Below are 17082 nucleotides of genomic sequence, written 5' to 3'. Positions count from 1 at the left end.
GGCGCCGCATGCCGCGGCGCCGAGTCCCGCCTCAGTGCGCGAGCAGCAGGAAGATCGCAGGGCGCTTGTGCAGATTCGGCGCAGGCGCCTTTTTCCAGTCGGCCGCCGTGCGCGTCGCGATCGTCTCGGTCGCGAGCGTCAGATCGGCCGCGACGCAGATCTGCGTCGACGGCGCGCACGTCGCGACGAGCGTGTCGAGCATCGCCTGGTTCCGGTACGGCGTCTCGATGAAGATCTGCGTCTGGCGCGCCTTGCGCGAGACCTGCTCGAGTTCGCGCAGTCGCTTGGCACGCGCGGCCGCGTCGACCGGCAGATAGCCGTTGAACGCGAAACTCTGGCCGTTCAGCCCCGACGCCATCAGTGCGAGCAGAATCGAGCTCGGCCCGACGAGCGGCACGACCTTCACGCCGCGTTCGTGCGCGCGTCGCACGAGCAACGCGCCCGGGTCGGCGACGGCCGGACAGCCGGCTTCCGAGACGAGCCCCGCGTCCGTGCCGGCCAGTACCGGCGCGAGCAGCCGGTCGACCTCGCCGGCCGGCGTATTGACGTTCAGTTCGCGGATCTCGATGTCCTGGATCGGCCGCGACGTGCCGATCTTCTTCAGGAACGCGCGCGTCGTCTTCGCGTTTTCGCCGATGTAGTAGCCGAGCGTGCCGGCGCGCGCCTGCACGGCGGCAGGCAGCACGGCGGCGAGCATCGACGCGTCGCCTTCGCCGAGCGTATTAGGGACGAGATATAGCGTGCCGGCCGTCATGCGCGTGCTCCTTGCGCTGGGAACAGCGGATAGCCGACGGCGCGCAGCATCCGCGTCAGCGCGATCAGCGGCAGGCCGACGAGCGCGGTCGGATCGTCCGAATCGATCGCATCGAGCAGCGCGATGCCGAGCCCTTCGGATTTCGCGCTGCCGGCGACGTCGTACGGCGTTTCGGCGCGCAGATAGGCGTCGAGCTCGGCTTCGGGCAGCGAGCGGAAGTGCACGCGCGTCACGACGTCCTCGGTCTGCACTTCGCCGGTGCGGCTGTCGTAGAGGCTCAGCGCGCTGTGGAATTCGACTTCGCGTCCCTGCATCGACACGAGCTGCGCGAGCGCGCGTTCATGCGTGCCGGGCTTGCCGATCTGCAGCCCGTCGAAGGTGGCGACCTGGTCCGACCCGATCACGAGCACGCCGTCGGGCGCGTCGATCGTCGCGGCCACCGCGCGCGCTTTCGCGGCCGCGAGGCGCAGCGCGGTCGCGGCGGGCGTTTCGCCGGCGAGCGGCGTTTCGTCGAGGTCGGGCGACACGACGTCGAACGGTACGGCGAGGCGCTCGAGCAGCGCGCGGCGGTAGCGGGAACTGGAGGCGAGAATCAGCCGCGGCGGGCGGCAAACGGTATCCGGCATGGTCGATGGAATCGGTGAGTCGTCGGGGCTTGCGCGACGTTGCGCGGACGCAAGCTTAAGTGATTGACTGAAAAAGGTAAAACAGGTATGCTTTCCCGCTTTTCATCGGCAGGCTCCCGTTCGGGTGCCGGCCGGGTCTTCGGAAGTACGCGGCGCCAAGCCGGATCGATTTGCAGGGAGCGCACATGAACACTTCTTCTGGCAAACCTGCGGCAGCGCTCGATCCGCACGCGGTCGACCTGTTCGAATTCGCCCGCAGCGGGCGGCAGGCAGCAGGCGCGGTGCGCCTCTCGCAACTGCCGCGCATGTTGAACGAGGTGCCGGCGGACGCGCCCGATCGCGACACGGTATTCACGTGGCAGGCCGAGGGGTTCACGCAGAAGGAACTGCAGGACGACGGCACCGACGGGCAGCAGCCGTATCTGCGCCTCGCGCTGCACGGCCACGCATGGCTCACGTGCCAGCGCTGCATGACCCCGTACGATCAGGCGTTCGACGTCGACATGGTGTACCGGATCGTCGCGACCGAAGAAGAAGCCGAGGAATTTCCGCTCGACGACGATGAAGCCGATGTGATCGTGGGCTCGCGCCAGTTCGATCTCGTCGACTTGATCGAGGAGGAGTTGCTGCTTTCGCTGCCGCTCGTGCCCAAGCACGAGGTTTGCCCGGCGGTTCACGAAAGCCTCGTGTCGGGTGCGAGCGGTCCTTCGGAAGAGGCGGACGAGGAGTCCGACGACGCCGGGGACGAAGGCAAACGGCCGAATCCGTTCGCAGCGCTCGAAGCGCTGAAGAAGGACGGGGACGGCAGCAAGAAACACTGAGCAGTGTGGCGCGGGAAGGCGTAAGGGCCGTGGGCCAGGGTAGTTAAGCGCCGGATCGGGCTGTGTTAGAATCCGGAAAATTTTTAGGAGTTAGTCATGGCAGTCCAGCAAAACAAGAAGTCGCCGTCGAAGCGCGGCATGCATCGTTCGCACGATTTCCTGACGGCAGCGCCGCTGGCAGTCGAGCCGAGCACGGGTGAAGTGCATCTGCGTCACCACATCAGCCCGAACGGCTACTATCGCGGCAAGAAAGTCGTCAAGACGAAGAACGACTAAGCGTCTCCTCGTGCGTTGCGCGTTACGATGGCCGTTCGCGTGACAACTGGTTCGCTTGACACTTTCCTGGCTCAACAAAAAGGCGGCATTCAACTGCCGCTTTTTTGTGCCTGAAATTCATCGCATTCCATGACCGTAAAGCTCACAATCGACTGCATGGGAGGCGACCACGGCCCGTCCGTGACCGTTCCCGCGGCAGTCAAGTTCGTTCGTGCGCATCCCGATGCGCATCTGATGCTCGTCGGCATCGAAAGCGCGATCCGCGCGCAGCTCAAGAAGCTGAAAGCCCTCGACGATCCCGCGCTGTCCATCGTGCCCGCCACCGAAGTCGTGGCGATGGACGATCCTGTCGAAGTCGCGCTGCGCAAGAAGAAGGACTCTTCGATGCGCGTCGCGCTGAATCACGTGAAGGACGGCGAGGCGCAGGCGTGCATCTCGGCCGGCAACACCGGCGCGCTGATGGCCGTGTCGCGTTACGTGCTGAAGACGCTGCCCGGTATCGAGCGGCCCGCGATCGCGTTCTCGCTGCCGAATCCGACCGGCTACACGATGATGCTCGACCTCGGTGCGAACGTCGACTGCGAACCGCAGCATCTGCTGCAGTTCGCGGAGATGGGCCACGCGCTCGTCGCGGCGCTCGAAGGCAAGGACCGACCGACGATCGGCCTGCTGAACATCGGCGAAGAAGTGATCAAGGGCAACGAGACGATCAAGCGCGCCGGCGAACTGCTGCGCGCGAGCACGCTCAATTTCCGCGGCAACGTCGAAGGCAACGACATCTACAAGGGCACCGTGGACGTGATCGTCTGCGACGGCTTCGTCGGCAACGTCGCGCTGAAGACGTCGGAAGGGCTCGCGCAGATGCTCTCCGACATCATCCGCGAGGAGTTCGGCCGTTCGCTGCTGTCGAAGCTGATGGCGCTGCTCGCGCTGCCCGTGCTGATGCGCTTCAAGAAGCGCGTCGACCATCGGCAGTACAACGGCGCGGCGCTGCTGGGGCTGAAGAGCCTCGTGATCAAGAGCCACGGTTCGGCCGACGCGTACGCGTTTGAGTGGGCGATCAAACGCGGGTATGATGCCGTCAAAAACGGCGTGCTGGAGCGCCTCACGCGCGCGATGGCGGACAATTCGGTGTCGCTCGGCGACGGCGAACACGACGCAGGCGGTGCGGGCCCCGCGAGCCCGGCCGCAGGCCATCACGCCGAACCTTCCGCTGCGCAATCCTCTAAAGCATAAATGGCCCAATCGACTCTCTATTCCCGCGTGCTCGGCACGGGCAGCTATCTGCCGCCCGACCGTGTCACGAACCAGCAGCTCGCCGATCGTCTTGCGAAGGAAGGTATCGAGACGAGCGATGAATGGATCGTGGCACGCACGGGCATCCACGCGCGCCATTTCGCCGCGCCGGACGTGACGACGAGCGATCTCGCGCTCGAGGCGTCGCGCCGCGCGATCGAGGCGGCCGATATCGATCCGCAGTCGATCGACCTGATCATCGTCGCGACTTCGACCCCCGATTTCGTGTTTCCGAGCACCGCCTGCCTGCTGCAGAACAAGCTCGGCATCAAGAACGGCGGCGCGGCGTTCGACGTTCAGGCCGTGTGCTCGGGGTTCGCGTATGCGATGGCGACGGCCGACAGCTTCATCCGCAGCGGCCAGCACCGCACGGCGCTCGTCGTCGGCGCGGAGACGTTCTCGCGCATTCTCGATTTCAAGGACCGCACCACCTGTGTGCTGTTCGGCGACGGCGCGGGCGCGGTGATCCTGTCCGCCTCGGAAGAGCCGGGCGTGCTCGGCAGCGCGCTGCACGCGGACGGCAGCTATTCGCACATCCTGTGCACGCCGGGCAACGTGAACCGCGGCGTGATCGACGGCAGCGCGTTCCTGCACATGGACGGACAAGCCGTGTTCAAGCTCGCGGTCAACGTGCTCGAGAAGGTCGCGATCGAAGCGCTCGCGAAGGCGAATCTCGCGCCCGAGCAGGTCGACTGGCTGATTCCGCATCAGGCCAACATCCGGATCATGACGAGCACGTGCCGCAAGCTCGGGCTGCCGCAGGAACGCATGGTCGTGACGGTCGGCGAGCACGGCAACACGTCCGCCGCGTCGATTCCGCTCGCCTTCGATGCCGCGGTGCGCGACGGCCGCATCCAGCGCGGTCAGCACGTGCTGATCGAAGGCGTCGGCGGCGGCTTCACGTGGGGCGCGTCGGTCTTCCGCTACTGATCCGTCGCGCGCGCATGGCGCGCGCTCCCTTCGGCGCGCCGTTCGTGCGCGCCGCTCGAACCGATTCAATTGGGGACGATATGAAATTTGCATTCGTTTTTCCGGGGCAGGGCTCGCAGTCCGTCGGCATGCTGAACGCATTCGCCGATCTCGCCGTCGTGCGCGAGACGCTGCAGGAAGCGTCCGATGCGCTGAACCAGGATCTCGGCAAGCTGATCGCCGAAGGCCCTGCCGAAGAACTGAATCTGACGACGAATACGCAGCCGGTGATGCTGACGGCCGCCTATGCGTGCTATCGCGCGTGGCAGCAGGCGGGCGGTCCGGCGCCGTCGATCGTCGCGGGGCACAGCCTCGGCGAATACACGGCGCTCGTCGCCGCCGGTGCGATCGCGTTCAAGGACGCGGTGCCGCTCGTGCGCTTCCGTGCGCAGGCGATGCAGACCGCGGTGCCGGTCGGTCAGGGCGGGATGGCCGCGATCCTCGGCCTCGATGACGATACCGTGCGTGCCGTGTGCGCGGAAGCGTCGAGCGAAGGCGTGGTCGAAGCCGTGAACTTCAACGCGCCGGCGCAGGTCGTGATCGCGGGCGCGAAGGCGGCCGTCGAAAAGGCATGCGAAGTCGCGAAGGCGAAGGGCGCGAAGCGCGCGCTGCCGCTGCCGGTGTCCGCGCCGTTCCACTCGTCGCTGCTCAAGCCCGCGTCGGATCAGCTGCGCGACTATCTGGCGAACGTCGAGGTGAAGGCGCCGCAGATTCCGGTGGTGAACAACATCGACGTCGCGGTCGTCAGCGATCCGGCCGCGATCAAGGACGCGCTCGTGCGCCAGGCCGCGGGCCCCGTGCGCTGGGTCGAATGCGTGAAGCACATCGCGGGCACGGGCGTCACGCACGTGATAGAATGCGGGCCGGGCAAGGTGCTCGCGGGCCTGACGAAGCGCATCGACGGCAACCTGACGGGCGCATCGGTGTTCGATCCGGCGTCGCTCGACGAAGCGCTCAAGCTGGTGACCGCGTAAGGCGGCGCCGTTCCTCAAGAGACGGATATTCGATTCATGGAAAAGACTCTCGATAAACAGGTCGCGATCGTGACCGGCGCATCGCGCGGCATCGGCCGTGCGATTGCGCTCGAACTCGCGCGCCTCGGCGCGACGGTGATCGGCACGGCGACGAGCGAGTCGGGCGCCGCCGCGATCACGGCTGCCTTCGCGGAGGCCGGCGTGACGGGCCGCGGCGCGGTGCTGAACGTCAACGACGCCGCCGCGGCCGAAGCGCTGATCGACGCGACCGTGAAGGAGTTCGGCGCGCTGAACGTGCTCGTCAACAATGCCGGCATCACGCAGGATCAGCTCGCGATGCGCATGAAGGACGAGGACTGGGACGCGGTGATCGATACGAACCTGAAGTCGGTGTTCCGCCTGTCGCGTGCGGTGCTGCGTCCGATGATGAAGGCGCGCGGCGGCCGCATCATCAACATCACGTCGGTGGTCGGTTCGGCCGGCAATCCGGGCCAGGCGAACTACGCGGCCGCGAAGGCCGGCGTGGCGGGCATGACGCGTGCGCTCGCGCGTGAGATCGGCAGCCGCGGCATCACCGTGAACTGCGTCGCGCCTGGCTTCATCGATACCGACATGACGAAGACGCTGCCGGAAGAGCAGCAGGCCGCACTGAAAACGCAGATTCCGCTCGGCCGCCTCGGCAGCCCGGAAGACATTGCACACGCCGTCGCGTTCCTCGCATCGCCGCAGGCCGGTTACATCACCGGCACGACGCTGCACGTGAACGGCGGCATGTACATGTCTTGAGCATTTTCGTTTACCATCCGCGCCGTATCCCGTTTTTCAGGCGGATCGGCGCTTGATCGACCATCAAGCCAACGCGCGTTTTGCCTTGGGCAAACCTGATAAAATGCGCGCACTTGTAAATCTGAACTTTCCCTCGGAGGGGTAATGGACAACATCGAACAACGTGTCAAGAAGATCGTCGCCGAACAGCTGGGCGTCGCCGAAGCCGAGATCAAGAACGAAGCTTCGTTCGTGAACGACCTGGGCGCCGACTCGCTCGACACCGTCGAACTGGTGATGGCTCTGGAAGACGAGTTCGGCATGGAAATCCCGGACGAAGAGGCGGAGAAGATCACGACGGTTCAGCAAGCGATCGACTACGCTCGCGCGAACGTCAAGGCGTAAGCGCAGCCGCGCTCGTCTGTCACGTCGCCGCGATTTTCGCGTTTGACGCGCCATCCTGCCGGCATCCTCGCCGGACGGACTAACAGCCACAGGGCTCGCAGGGCTGGTTCCTGTGGCCACTGTGGCTTTTGTTTTTGTCATCCAATGGAAAAGAGGTTACCGTGAGCCGCCGTCGTGTTGTCGTTACAGGCCTGGGGCTGATTTCGCCTGTTGGCAATAATGTTGCCGACGGCTGGGCCAATCTCGTCGCCGGCAAGTCCGGTATCGCCACCGTCACGAAGTTCGACGCGTCGAACCTGGCCGTGCATTTCGCGGGCGAGGTGAAGGGTTTCAACGCCGAGGAATACATCCCGGCGAAGGAAGCCCGCAACATGGATACGTTCATCCATTACGGCATCGCGGCCGGCATCCAGGCGCTGAAGGACAGCGGGCTGGAAGTGACCGAAGCGAATGCCGAACGCATCGGCGTGCTGGTCGGCTCGGGCATCGGCGGTCTGCCGATGATCGAAGACACGCACCAGACCTACGTCGATCGCGGCGCACGCCGTATTTCGCCGTTTTTCGTGCCGGGTTCGATCATCAACATGATCTCGGGCCACCTGAGCATCATGTTCGGCCTGAAAGGCCCGAACCTCGCCGCCGTCACGGCCTGCACGACCGGCCTGCACAGCATCGGCCTCGCGGCGCGCCTGATCCAGGCCGGCGACGCGGACGTGATGGTTGCCGGCGGCGCCGAATCGACGGTGTCGCCGCTCGGCATCGGCGGCTTTGCGGCCGCGCGCGCGCTGTCGACCCGCAACGACGATCCGGCCACCGCGTCGCGTCCGTGGGACAAGGAGCGCGACGGCTTCGTGCTCGGCGAAGGGGCCGGCGTGATGGTGCTCGAGGAGTACGAATCGGCGAAGGCGCGCGGCGCGAAGATCTACGCGGAAGTCGCGGGCTTCGGCATGACGGGCGACGCGTACCGCATGACCGCGCCGAACATGGACGGCCCGCGCCGCTGCATGGTCGCGGCGCTGCGCGACGCCGGCGTGAACGCGGACGAGGTTCAGTACCTGAACGCGCACGGCACGTCGACGCCGCTCGGCGACAAGAACGAATCCGACGCGGTGAAGGCGGCTTTCGGCGATCACGCGTACAAGATCGTCGTGAACTCGACGAAGTCGATGACGGGCCACCTGCTGGGCGGCGCGGGCGGCCTCGAATCGGTGTTCACGGTGCTCGCGCTGCACAACAACGTGTCGCCGCCGACCATCAACATCTTCAACCAGGACCCGGAGTGCGATCTCGACTACTGCGCGAACACCGCGCGTGAGATGAAGATCGACGTGGCCGTGAAGAACAACTTCGGCTTCGGCGGCACCAACGGCACGCTGGTGTTCAAGCGCGTCTGACGCCTACATCGCTTGACGAGTCCATTCGATGCACCGGCCGGGCGTCCGCAGCGTTTCTCGCTGCGGGCCTCGGCCGTGTCGTATGTCGTGCTGGCCGCGTTCGTCGCGGCGGCCGCGGCATCCGCGTACCTTTTCTGCGCGCCGCGGGCCGGCATCGTCACGGGCGCATGCGTTGCGGCCGCCACGGCGGCGCTGCTCGCGATCGGCGCGGTGCGCGCATGCGCGCGGCGCTTGCCGCACGAGTTGCAGATCGATGCATTCGGGGAAGTTGCGGCGTTTGGCCGCGGCGGCCGGCTGCTCGCGCGCGGTCGCGTCACCGGGCATGCGCACTGGAGCAGCCTGCTGCTCGTGCTGTCGGTCGGGCAGGGCGCCCGGCGGGCGCGGCCGCTGCTGATTCCGGCCGATGCGCTCGACGGCGCGTCGTTCAGCGCACTGGCGGTGCTCGCGCGCAGCGCGGGCCGGGCGGCGCGCGCATGACGGCACGGGCTGTTACGACGCGTAACCAGCGGCACGCGCAGCGGCCGGCGCGGGAACGCTACAATAGCGCTCCGCGTTGCATCCCTAGTTAACGGATTTGTCAGGTGAGTGAAAAAGAAATCGATCAGGTTCTGGTCGAGCGCGTTCAGAAAGGCGACAAGGCAGCGTTCGAACTCCTGGTCTCCAAATACCACCGCAAGATCATTCGGCTGATCTCGCGCCTCGTGCGGGACCCCGCCGAGGTCGAGGATGTGGCGCAGGACGCGTTCATCAAGGCGTATCGGGCGTTGCCGCAGTTTCGCGGCGAGTCCGCGTTCTACACGTGGTTGTACCGGATTGCCGTCAATACGGCCAAGAACTACCTTGCGACGCAGGGCCGCCGGGCGCCGACGTCGACCGAGGCCGATGCCGAGGAGGCGGAAACTTTCTCCGACGCAGACCAACTAAGGGATATCAACACGCCTGAGTCGATGTTGATGAGCAAGCAGATTGCCGAAACGGTCAACACGGCGATGGCCGCGCTGCCGGAGGAGTTGCGCCAGGCGATCACGCTGCGCGAGATCGAAGGTCTCAGCTACGAGGAAATCGCGGAAATGATGGGCTGTCCGATCGGCACGGTCCGGTCGCGGATTTTCCGGGCGCGCGAGGCAATCGCTGCGAAATTGCGTCCGCTGCTCGATACGCCGGAAGGCAAGCGCTGGTAAGCGCCGCCGACGGGCGCAACGACGCGGGTCGGGGTCTAGTTACGGATAGAGTCGTGAAGTCACGACGGGGTGTGCAAGATGGGGAGCATCATGGGGTCGGTCAATACGCAGTCGCAAGCGTGCTCGCACGGCGAGCGCCTTTCCGCTCTGGTCGACGGCGAAATGTTCGACGGCCCGGATCACGGGCAGTTTCTGGCTGAGCTCGACCGCGCGGATCGCGCTGCGTGGGCCCACTACCACCTGATCGGCGATGCGCTGCGCTCGGACGAGCTGGCGCTGTCGCCCGCGCTGAGCGCCGCGTTCACCGCGCGCATGTCGGCCGCGCTCGAAGCCGAGCCGCACCTGCTCGCGCCGGCGGCCGCGCCCGTCACCCGCAAGCTGCTGTCGCTGCGCCGTCGCGTGGTGCCCGCGTTCGCCGTCGCTGCCGCGGCGGCCACGCTGACGTGGATCGTCGTTCCGCAGATGCAGACGGCCGGCACGCCGGGCGCCGTCCAGATCGCGTCGGTCGGTGCACCGGCGAACGGCGGCCTGCAGCGCGTGACGGTTGCGCAGGCATCGGCACAGCCGGGGCTGCAGGAGGTCAACATCATTCGCGACGCGAGTCTCGATCAATACCTTGAAGCGCACCAGCAATTCGCGCAGCAGCCCGTCGTCACGGGCTCGATGCCGCTGATCCGCGCTGCCGTGTCCACCACGCCAGGCCAATAAACTCGATGCGGACATTGCGGTTGAATCACGCCATCTCCGGATGGAAGCGGCTGCCGGCCCTCCTGCTTTGCGCAGCCGCGCTGTTGTCCGTTCAATCCCTTCCTGCCAGCGCCCAGCAACCGGACGATCCCGTCGCGACCCGCAAGGCCGCCGCGGAATGGCTCGACCGCATCCAGCAGGCGGCGCAGCAGCAGACCTACGAAGGCACGTTCGTCTATCAGCGCGGCGGATACGTCCAGTCGTCGCGCATCGCGCACATCGCGTCGCGCGACGGCGAGTTCGAACGGATCGAAACGCTCGACGGCAAGCCGCGCAAGCTGCTGCGCCATAACGACGAGCTCTATACCTTCGTGCCCGAGCGCAAGCTCTGCGTGGTCGAGCGCCGGCAGACGCGCGATTCGTTCCCCGCGCTGCTCGGGGCGAGCGGCGAGCACGTGATGTCCGTCTACGACGCGAAGCTGCTCGGCAAGGATCGCGTTGCCGGCATCGACGCGCAGGTCGTCGAACTCGTCCCGAAGGACGCCTATCGTTTTACCTACAAGCTGTGGGTCGATGCGCGCACGGGCCTGCTGCTGCGCTCGCAGACGCTCGACGCGAACGATCGCGTACTCGAGCAGATCGCGTTCTCGCAGCTGCAGACGGGCGCGGCCGGCGGCGACAAGGCTGCGATCGCGGCCGGCATGCGCAACCTCGGCGGCTGGACGGTCGTCCGTCCGCCGGTGGCGACGGTCGACATGGAGGCGCAGGGCTGGCAGATCGCACCGGGCGTCGCGGGCTTCCAGAAGATCCGCGAGGTGCGCCGGCCGATGGCCGCGCGCGATGCGGGCGATCCGCCGATCGCAGTCGATCAGGCCGTGTTCACCGACGGGCTCGCGACGATCTCCGTCTTCATCGAACCGGCCGAAAAGAATTCGCGCAAGGAAGGCGCGGGCAGCACCGGGGCGACGCACGTGCTCGTCAAGCGCCGCGGCGACTACTGGATCACCGTGCTCGGCGAAGTGCCGCCGGCAACGTTGCAGCAGTTCGCGTCTGCCATAGAATACAAGGCTTCCAAGTAACGCTACGGCTTCCGACATGATGAAAATCACGCTGCGCAAATGGCTTGCGGCGGCGGCGCTGTCCGCCTGCCTGCCGCTCGTGCCGCACACCGCGGCCGCCGCGCCGGTCCCCGCTGCCAGCCTGCCCGATTTCGCCGATCTGGTCGAAAAGGTCGGGCCGGCCGTCGTGAACATCCGCACCACCGCGAACGTGCCGTCCGGCCCGCGCGGCGGGCTGCCGCCCGGTTTCGACAACGGCGACATGTCGGAATTCTTCCGGCGCTTCTTCGGCATTCCGCTGCCGCAGGCGCCCGGCAATCCCAAGAACGCACCGGCGCCCGACAACCCGCCCGACACCGAGCAGAACCGCGGCGTCGGCTCGGGCTTCATCGTCTCGGCCGACGGCTACGTGATGACGAACGCGCACGTCGTCGACGACGCGGACACGATCTACGTGACGCTCACCGACAAGCGCGAATTCAAGGCGAAGCTGATCGGCGTCGACGACCGCACGGATGTCGCGGTCGTGAAGATCCAGGCGTCGAATCTGCCGGTCGTCGCGATCGGCGATTCCAACAAGGTGCGCGTCGGCGAGTGGGTCGTCGCGATCGGCTCGCCGTTCGGCCTCGACAACACGGTCACGGCCGGTATCGTCAGCTCGAAGAGCCGCAACACCGGCGATTACCTGCCGTTCATCCAGACCGACGTCGCCGTGAACCCCGGCAACTCGGGCGGCCCGCTGATCAACATGCAGGGCGAGGTGATCGGCATCAATTCGCAGATCTACAGCCGCACCGGCGGCTTCATGGGCATTTCGTTCGCGATCCCGATCGACGAGGCGATGCGCGTCGCCGATCAGCTGAAAGCGACCGGCAAGGTCACGCGCGGCCGGATCGCGGTCGCGATCGGCGAGGTGACGAAGGACGTGGCCGACTCGATCGGACTGCCGAAGGCGGAGGGCGCGCTCGTCAGCAGCGTCGAGCCGGGCGGCCCGGCCGACAAGGCGGGCGTCCAGCCGGGCGACATCATCCTGAAGTTCAACGGCCGCGCGGTCGATACGGCATCCGACCTGCCGCGCATGGTCGGCGACACGAAGCCGGGCACGAAGGCGACCGTCACCGTATGGCGCAAGGGTCAGGCGCGCGACCTGCCGATCACGATCGCGGAGACGCCGTCCGATACGACCGCGAAGGCCGATCCGCGCAAGAACGCGCCGCAGAAGCCGCGCCAGAGCAATGCGCTCGGCCTGACGGTCAGCGACCTGTCGGCCGATCAGCTGAAGGCGTTGAAGCTGAAGAACGGCGTGCAGGTGGACGGCGTCGACGGTCCGGCCGCGCGCGCCGGCCTGCAGCGCGGCGACATCGTGCTGCGCGTCGGCGACACCGACATCACTAGCGCGAAGCAGTTCGCCGAAGTGACGTCGCAGCTCGACGCGCAGAAGGCCGTCGCGGTGCTCGTGCGACGCGGCGACAACACGCAGTTCGTGCCGGTGCGGCCGCGCCAGAAGTAACGCGCGATGTTCACGCTCTACGGCCGCGGCTGGTGCCATCTCTGCGACGACATGCGCGACGCGCTGGCACCGGTCGCCGCCGAATTCGGCGTGGCGGTCGACTATGTCGACATCGATGCCGATCCGGCGCTCGTCGCGCGCTACGACGAGGACGTGCCGGTGCTGCTGCTGGACGGCACCGAGGTATGCCGGCACCGCTTCGACGACGCGAAGGTGCGCAACGCGCTCGCGGCGCGACGCTGAGGGCGTCGTTCGGCGCATGCGGGCGGTCCGCGCGGCGCCGAGGCCGGCGGGCGAGCCCAACCGGCAAGCCCAACCGGCGGCCCCTACCGGCAAGCCCAAATTACCGCCCGGCGAAGGCCTTTTCGGCTAAAATAGGCCGTTTTTTCACCGACTTACAAGGCGTGCTCCGCGGTCGTCGAGCGCGCCTTTTTCGCTTGATCGGCACTGAATGGATCATATTCGCAATTTCTCGATCATCGCGCACATCGACCATGGCAAGTCGACGCTCGCGGATCGCATCATCCAGGTCTGCGGCGGTCTCGCCGACCGTGAAATGGAAGCGCAGGTGCTCGACTCGATGGACATCGAGCGCGAGCGCGGCATCACGATCAAGGCGCAGACGGCTGCATTGTCGTATCGCGCGCGCGACGGCAAGGTCTACAACCTGAACCTGATCGATACGCCGGGGCACGTCGATTTCTCGTACGAGGTCAGCCGTTCGCTGTCCGCGTGCGAGGGCGCGCTGCTCGTCGTCGATGCAAGCCAGGGCGTCGAAGCGCAGACGGTCGCGAACTGCTACACGGCGATCGAGCTCGGCGTCGAGGTCGTGCCGGTGCTGAACAAGATCGACTTGCCGGCCGCGAACCCCGAGAACGCGATCGCCGAGATCGAGGACGTGATCGGCATCGACGCGTCCGACGCCACGCGCTGCAGCGCGAAGACGGGGCTCGGCGTCGAGGACGTGCTCGAGGCGCTGATCGCGAAGGTGCCGCCGCCGAAGGGCGATCCGGCCGCGCCGCTGCAGGCGCTGATCATCGATTCGTGGTTCGACAACTACGTCGGCGTCGTGATGCTCGTGCGCATCGTGAACGGCACGCTGCGTCCGAAGGACAAGATCAAGCTGATGGCGACCGGCGCGCAGTACCCGGTCGAGCACATCGGCGTGTTCACGCCGAAGTCGCGCAATCTGGAATCGCTGTCGGCGGGGCAGGTGGGCTTCATCATCGCCGGCATCAAGGAACTGACGGCCGCGAAGGTCGGCGATACGGTCACGCATGCGACGAAGGCCGCTGCCGAGCCGCTGCCGGGCTTCAAGGAAGTGAAGCCGCAGGTGTTCGCGGGCCTCTATCCGGTCGAGGCGAACCAGTACGACGCGCTGCGCGAATCGCTCGAGAAGCTGAAGCTCAACGACGCATCGCTGCAGTACGAGCCGGAAGTGTCGCAGGCGCTCGGCTTCGGTTTCCGCTGCGGCTTCCTCGGGCTGCTGCACATGGAAATCGTGCAGGAGCGGCTCGAGCGCGAATTCGACATGGACCTCATCACGACCGCACCGACGGTCGTCTACGAGGTCGTGCAGAGCGACGGCTCGACGATCATGGTCGAGAACCCGGCGAAGATGCCGGAGCCCGCGCGCATCGCCGAGATCCGCGAGCCGATCGTCACCGTGAACCTGTACATGCCGCAGGACTACGTCGGGTCCGTGATCACGCTGTGCGAACAGAAGCGCGGCTCGCAGATCAACATGCAGTATCACGGCCGCCAGGTGCAGCTGACGTACGAAATCCCGATGGCCGAGATCGTGCTCGATTTCTTCGATCGCCTGAAGTCGGTGTCGCGCGGCTATGCGTCGATGGACTACGAGTTCAAGGAATACCGCTCGTCGGACGTCGTCAAGGTCGACATGCTGATCAACGGCGACAAGGTCGACGCGCTGTCGATCATCGTCCACCGTTCGCAGTCGCAGTACCGCGGCCGCGAAGTCGCCGCGAAGATGCGCGAAATCATCCCGCGGCAGATGTACGACGTGGCGATCCAGGCTGCGATCGGCGCGCACATCATCGCGCGCGAGAACATCAAGGCGTTGCGCAAGAACGTGCTCGCGAAGTGCTACGGCGGCGACATCACGCGTAAGAAGAAACTGCTCGAGAAGCAGAAAGAAGGCAAGAAACGAATGAAGCAGGTGGGTTCGGTCGAGATCCCGCAGGAGGCGTTCCTCGCGATCTTGCGCGTCGAAGACAAATAACAGGACTGATCCTTTTATGAATTTTGCGCTGATTCTTTTTGTGCTCGTCATCGTGACGGGCGTAGCGTGGGTGCTCGACAAACTGGTGTTCCTGCCGCGGCGCCGCAAGGCGGCCGAGGCGGCGGTCGAAGAGTTCGATCGGCAGCAGTCGCGGATCGACAAGCGTTTCGCAGACGAAAACGCGGTGCAGACGCGCTCGAAGCTGCGCGACGAGAAGCTGCGCCAGCCGTGGTGGCTCGAATACACGGCGAGCTTTTTCCCGGTGATTCTCGCGGTGTTCGTCGTGCGTTCGTTCATCGTCGAGCCGTTCAAGATTCCGTCGGGCTCGATGGTGCCGACGCTGCTCGTCGGCGACTTCATCCTCGTGAACAAGTTCGAGTACGGGCTGCGCATGCCGATCACGAACACGAAGATCACGCAGGGTAGCCCGCTCGCGCGCGGCGACGTCGTCGTGTTCCGCTACCCGAAGGACGAATCGGTCGACTACATCAAGCGCGTGATCGGTCTGCCGGGCGATACGGTCGCGTATCAGGACAAGCAGCTGACGATCAACGGCCAGCCGGTGCCCGAAACGCCGCTGCCCGATTACTTCGACGACGAGCGGCAGAATTACGCGAAGCAGTTCGAGGAGACGATCGGCAACAAGAAGAACGCGATCCTGAACAACCCGGCCGTGCCGCCGTTCGTGATGGGCGCATATGACTATCCGTATCGCGACAACTGCACGTACAACAGCCGCGGCGTGATCTGCAAGGTGCCGCCGGGCCACTACTTCATGATGGGCGACAACCGCGACAACAGCGCGGACAGCCGCTACTGGGGCTTCGTGCCCGACAAGAACATCGTCGGCCGCGCGTTCTTCATCTGGATGAACTTCAGCGACCTGAAGCGCATCGGTTCCTTTAACTGATCGCGCTCGGCTCGCATGCAATACGCGGCGCACGGGCCGCGCCGCGTATTGCCGAACTACTTTAAAAACCGGCGGTAACACCGCTTCGTCACGCCTTTTCGCGTCCGGCCGCGCCGTTTCGGCCCGAACGGCGCCCGCGTTATACTCCTGCACATGCCCCTATCCCAGTTGGAAAGCCGGCTGCGCTACGAATTTCGCAATGCGGAATTGTTGCGCCAGGCTTTGACCCATCGCAGTCACAGTGCCACGCACAACGAGCGGCTCGAGTTTCTCGGCGATTCCGTTCTGAATTGCGCGGTGGCCGCCCTTTTGTTCCAGCGTTTCGGCAAGCTCGACGAAGGGGATCTGTCGCGCGTGCGCGCGAATCTCGTCAAGCAGCAGTCGCTGTACGAAATCGCTCAGGCCCTCAATATCTCGGAAGGCTTGCGGCTCGGCGAAGGCGAGCTGCGCAGCGGCGGCTTCCGCCGCCCGTCGATCCTCGCGGACGCATTCGAAGCCATCATCGGGGCGGTGTTCCTCGATGGCGGCTTCGAAGCCGCCCAAGGGGTCATCAAGCGCCTTTACGTGCCGATCCTCGACCACATCGATCCGCGCACGCTGGGCAAGGACGCCAAGACGCTGCTGCAGGAATACCTGCAGGGCCACAAGATCGCGCTGCCGACGTACACCGTCGTCGCGACGCATGGTGCGGCGCACAATCAGCAGTTCGAAGTGGAATGTACGGTGCCGAAGCTCGACGTGAAGGTGTCGGGTTCCGGCGCGAGCCGGCGCGCGGCCGAGCAGGCCGCCGCGAAGAAGGCGCTCGACGAGGTAATGGCGGCCGCGCCGATGTTGGCGGCGAAGCCGAAGCGCTCCAAGAGCGCGCGCGCGGCCAAGCAGGCGGAACCCGAGATCGTGCCGGGCGTGAAGGGCGTGCAGGAAGCGCTCGATCTGCGTTCGCCGGAGCGCAAGGAGCGCGCGGCTGCACGCGACGCGAAGGCTGCAGCGGCAGCGGGCGCGGAGCCGGCCGAACGGCCGGCCGTCGCTCCCGTTGCCGCGATTCGCGCGGCGCATGTCGAAACCGCGGCCGACAAGGGTGAGCGCGCCGCGAAAGCCGCGGCGGACAAGCCGGCGGCCGAAAAAGCGCCCGATCGCGCCGACGCCGCGCCGCGTGCGGCCGACAAGCCGGCCGGCGCCGCATCGGACGCCTCGACAGCTTCCGGCGACACGGC

General features: G+C 66.1%; 19 protein-coding genes. 17 read left to right on the top strand and 2 right to left on the bottom strand.

The window, feature by feature from the left end; genetic code table 11:
• Positions 1–31 precede the first annotated feature (31 nt).
• Both HMPREF3115_RS00285 and HMPREF3115_RS00280 read right to left on the bottom strand, forming a co-directional pair.
• Positions 32–754, bottom strand: a complete 723-nt coding sequence (locus tag HMPREF3115_RS00285; protein WP_006408134.1) for an SAM-dependent methyltransferase — start codon at positions 752–754, stop codon at positions 32–34.
• A complete protein-coding gene (locus HMPREF3115_RS00280) occupies positions 751–1380 on the bottom strand; it encodes a Maf-like protein (RefSeq protein WP_070553134.1) in 630 nt (209 codons plus the stop codon). The genes HMPREF3115_RS00285 and HMPREF3115_RS00280 overlap by 4 nt, the downstream gene beginning before the upstream one ends.
• A 185-nt stretch (positions 1381–1565) precedes the next feature.
• Between HMPREF3115_RS00280 and HMPREF3115_RS00275 the strand changes: the two genes are divergently transcribed.
• The 17 genes from HMPREF3115_RS00275 to rnc form a co-directional block, all read left to right on the top strand.
• Positions 1566–2201: a DUF177 domain-containing protein gene (locus tag HMPREF3115_RS00275; RefSeq protein WP_012213796.1), complete on the top strand. Its 636-nt coding sequence runs from the start codon at positions 1566–1568 to the stop codon at positions 2199–2201.
• Between the two features lie 96 nt (positions 2202–2297).
• Positions 2298–2477 carry a 50S ribosomal protein L32 gene (rpmF, locus tag HMPREF3115_RS00270; protein WP_006401275.1) on the top strand — a complete coding sequence of 60 codons (180 nt, stop codon included), beginning with the start codon at positions 2298–2300 and terminating at the stop codon, positions 2475–2477.
• A gap of 129 nt (positions 2478–2606) precedes the next feature.
• Positions 2607–3713 carry a phosphate acyltransferase PlsX gene (gene plsX, locus HMPREF3115_RS00265; RefSeq protein WP_006408136.1) on the top strand — a complete coding sequence of 369 codons (1107 nt, stop codon included), beginning with the start codon at positions 2607–2609 and terminating at the stop codon, positions 3711–3713.
• A complete protein-coding gene (locus HMPREF3115_RS00260) occupies positions 3714–4703 on the top strand; it encodes a beta-ketoacyl-ACP synthase III (RefSeq protein WP_006401273.1) in 990 nt (329 codons plus the stop codon).
• Positions 4704–4783: 80 nt separating this feature from the next.
• Positions 4784–5716 (top strand): ACP S-malonyltransferase, encoded by a 933-nt coding sequence (gene fabD / locus HMPREF3115_RS00255; RefSeq protein WP_035489317.1) that lies wholly within the window; start codon positions 4784–4786, stop codon positions 5714–5716.
• 36 nt (positions 5717–5752) lie between these two features.
• Positions 5753–6502 carry a 3-oxoacyl-ACP reductase FabG gene (gene fabG, locus HMPREF3115_RS00250; RefSeq protein ID WP_006401271.1) on the top strand — a complete coding sequence of 250 codons (750 nt, stop codon included), beginning with the start codon at positions 5753–5755 and terminating at the stop codon, positions 6500–6502.
• A 144-nt stretch (positions 6503–6646) separates the two neighbouring features.
• A complete protein-coding gene (gene acpP, locus HMPREF3115_RS00245; RefSeq protein WP_004197638.1) occupies positions 6647–6886 on the top strand; it encodes an acyl carrier protein in 240 nt (79 codons plus the stop codon).
• Between the two features lie 161 nt (positions 6887–7047).
• Positions 7048–8280 (top strand): beta-ketoacyl-ACP synthase II, encoded by a 1233-nt coding sequence (gene fabF, locus HMPREF3115_RS00240; protein WP_070553132.1) that lies wholly within the window; start codon positions 7048–7050, stop codon positions 8278–8280.
• 12 nt (positions 8281–8292) lie between these two features.
• A complete protein-coding gene (locus tag HMPREF3115_RS00235; RefSeq protein ID WP_006401269.1) occupies positions 8293–8757 on the top strand; it encodes a hypothetical protein in 465 nt (154 codons plus the stop codon).
• 104 nt (positions 8758–8861) lie between these two features.
• Positions 8862–9461 (top strand): RNA polymerase sigma factor RpoE, encoded by a 600-nt coding sequence (gene rpoE, locus HMPREF3115_RS00230; RefSeq protein WP_006401268.1) that lies wholly within the window; start codon positions 8862–8864, stop codon positions 9459–9461.
• A gap of 90 nt (positions 9462–9551) precedes the next feature.
• Positions 9552–10169: a sigma-E factor negative regulatory protein gene (locus HMPREF3115_RS00225; protein WP_070553130.1), complete on the top strand. Its 618-nt coding sequence runs from the start codon at positions 9552–9554 to the stop codon at positions 10167–10169.
• Positions 10170–10174: 5 nt separating this feature from the next.
• Complete coding sequence (locus HMPREF3115_RS00220; protein WP_035489319.1) at positions 10175–11227, top strand: MucB/RseB C-terminal domain-containing protein; 1053 nt, start codon at positions 10175–10177, stop codon at positions 11225–11227.
• Positions 11228–11243: 16 nt separating this feature from the next.
• Positions 11244–12716 carry a DegQ family serine endoprotease gene (locus HMPREF3115_RS00215; protein WP_006401265.1) on the top strand — a complete coding sequence of 491 codons (1473 nt, stop codon included), beginning with the start codon at positions 11244–11246 and terminating at the stop codon, positions 12714–12716.
• A gap of 6 nt (positions 12717–12722) precedes the next feature.
• Complete coding sequence (locus HMPREF3115_RS00210; protein ID WP_006401264.1) at positions 12723–12959, top strand: glutaredoxin family protein; 237 nt, start codon at positions 12723–12725, stop codon at positions 12957–12959.
• Positions 12960–13167: 208 nt separating this feature from the next.
• Positions 13168–14961: a translation elongation factor 4 gene (gene lepA / locus HMPREF3115_RS00205; RefSeq protein ID WP_006401262.1), complete on the top strand. Its 1794-nt coding sequence runs from the start codon at positions 13168–13170 to the stop codon at positions 14959–14961.
• Between the two features lie 16 nt (positions 14962–14977).
• Positions 14978–15871 carry a signal peptidase I gene (lepB, locus tag HMPREF3115_RS00200; protein ID WP_006401261.1) on the top strand — a complete coding sequence of 298 codons (894 nt, stop codon included), beginning with the start codon at positions 14978–14980 and terminating at the stop codon, positions 15869–15871.
• 153 nt (positions 15872–16024) lie between these two features.
• Positions 16025–17082: ribonuclease III (gene rnc / locus HMPREF3115_RS00195; RefSeq protein WP_070553136.1), on the top strand; the 1058-nt coding region annotated here is incomplete at its 3' end.

This window comes from Burkholderia sp. HMSC10F09 (assembly GCF_001806955.1).
In the GTDB taxonomy this organism is placed as follows: domain Bacteria; phylum Pseudomonadota; class Gammaproteobacteria; order Burkholderiales; family Burkholderiaceae; genus Burkholderia; species Burkholderia multivorans.
This window is presented reverse-complemented; position numbering and strand designations above follow the sequence as displayed.

Excerpts from the sequence above, each read along its gene's own strand:
- HMPREF3115_RS00285 (WP_006408134.1), bottom strand. The coding sequence starts at position 754 with ATGACGGCCGGCACGCTATATCTCGTCCCTAATACGCTCGGCGAAGGC.
- HMPREF3115_RS00280 (WP_070553134.1), bottom strand. The coding sequence starts at position 1,380 with ATGCCGGATACCGTTTGCCGCCCGCCGCGGCTGATTCTCGCCTCCAGT.
- HMPREF3115_RS00275 (WP_012213796.1), top strand. The coding sequence starts at position 1,566 with ATGAACACTTCTTCTGGCAAACCTGCGGCAGCGCTCGATCCGCACGCG.
- rpmF (WP_006401275.1), top strand. The coding sequence starts at position 2,298 with ATGGCAGTCCAGCAAAACAAGAAGTCGCCGTCGAAGCGCGGCATGCAT.
- plsX (WP_006408136.1), top strand. The coding sequence starts at position 2,607 with ATGACCGTAAAGCTCACAATCGACTGCATGGGAGGCGACCACGGCCCG.
- HMPREF3115_RS00260 (WP_006401273.1), top strand. The coding sequence starts at position 3,714 with ATGGCCCAATCGACTCTCTATTCCCGCGTGCTCGGCACGGGCAGCTAT.
- fabD (WP_035489317.1), top strand. The coding sequence starts at position 4,784 with ATGAAATTTGCATTCGTTTTTCCGGGGCAGGGCTCGCAGTCCGTCGGC.
- fabG (WP_006401271.1), top strand. The coding sequence starts at position 5,753 with ATGGAAAAGACTCTCGATAAACAGGTCGCGATCGTGACCGGCGCATCG.
- acpP (WP_004197638.1), top strand. The coding sequence starts at position 6,647 with ATGGACAACATCGAACAACGTGTCAAGAAGATCGTCGCCGAACAGCTG.
- HMPREF3115_RS00225 (WP_070553130.1), top strand. The coding sequence starts at position 9,552 with ATGGGGTCGGTCAATACGCAGTCGCAAGCGTGCTCGCACGGCGAGCGC.
- HMPREF3115_RS00220 (WP_035489319.1), top strand. The coding sequence starts at position 10,175 with ATGCGGACATTGCGGTTGAATCACGCCATCTCCGGATGGAAGCGGCTG.
- HMPREF3115_RS00215 (WP_006401265.1), top strand. The coding sequence starts at position 11,244 with ATGATGAAAATCACGCTGCGCAAATGGCTTGCGGCGGCGGCGCTGTCC.
- HMPREF3115_RS00210 (WP_006401264.1), top strand. The coding sequence starts at position 12,723 with ATGTTCACGCTCTACGGCCGCGGCTGGTGCCATCTCTGCGACGACATG.
- lepA (WP_006401262.1), top strand. The coding sequence starts at position 13,168 with ATGGATCATATTCGCAATTTCTCGATCATCGCGCACATCGACCATGGC.
- lepB (WP_006401261.1), top strand. The coding sequence starts at position 14,978 with ATGAATTTTGCGCTGATTCTTTTTGTGCTCGTCATCGTGACGGGCGTA.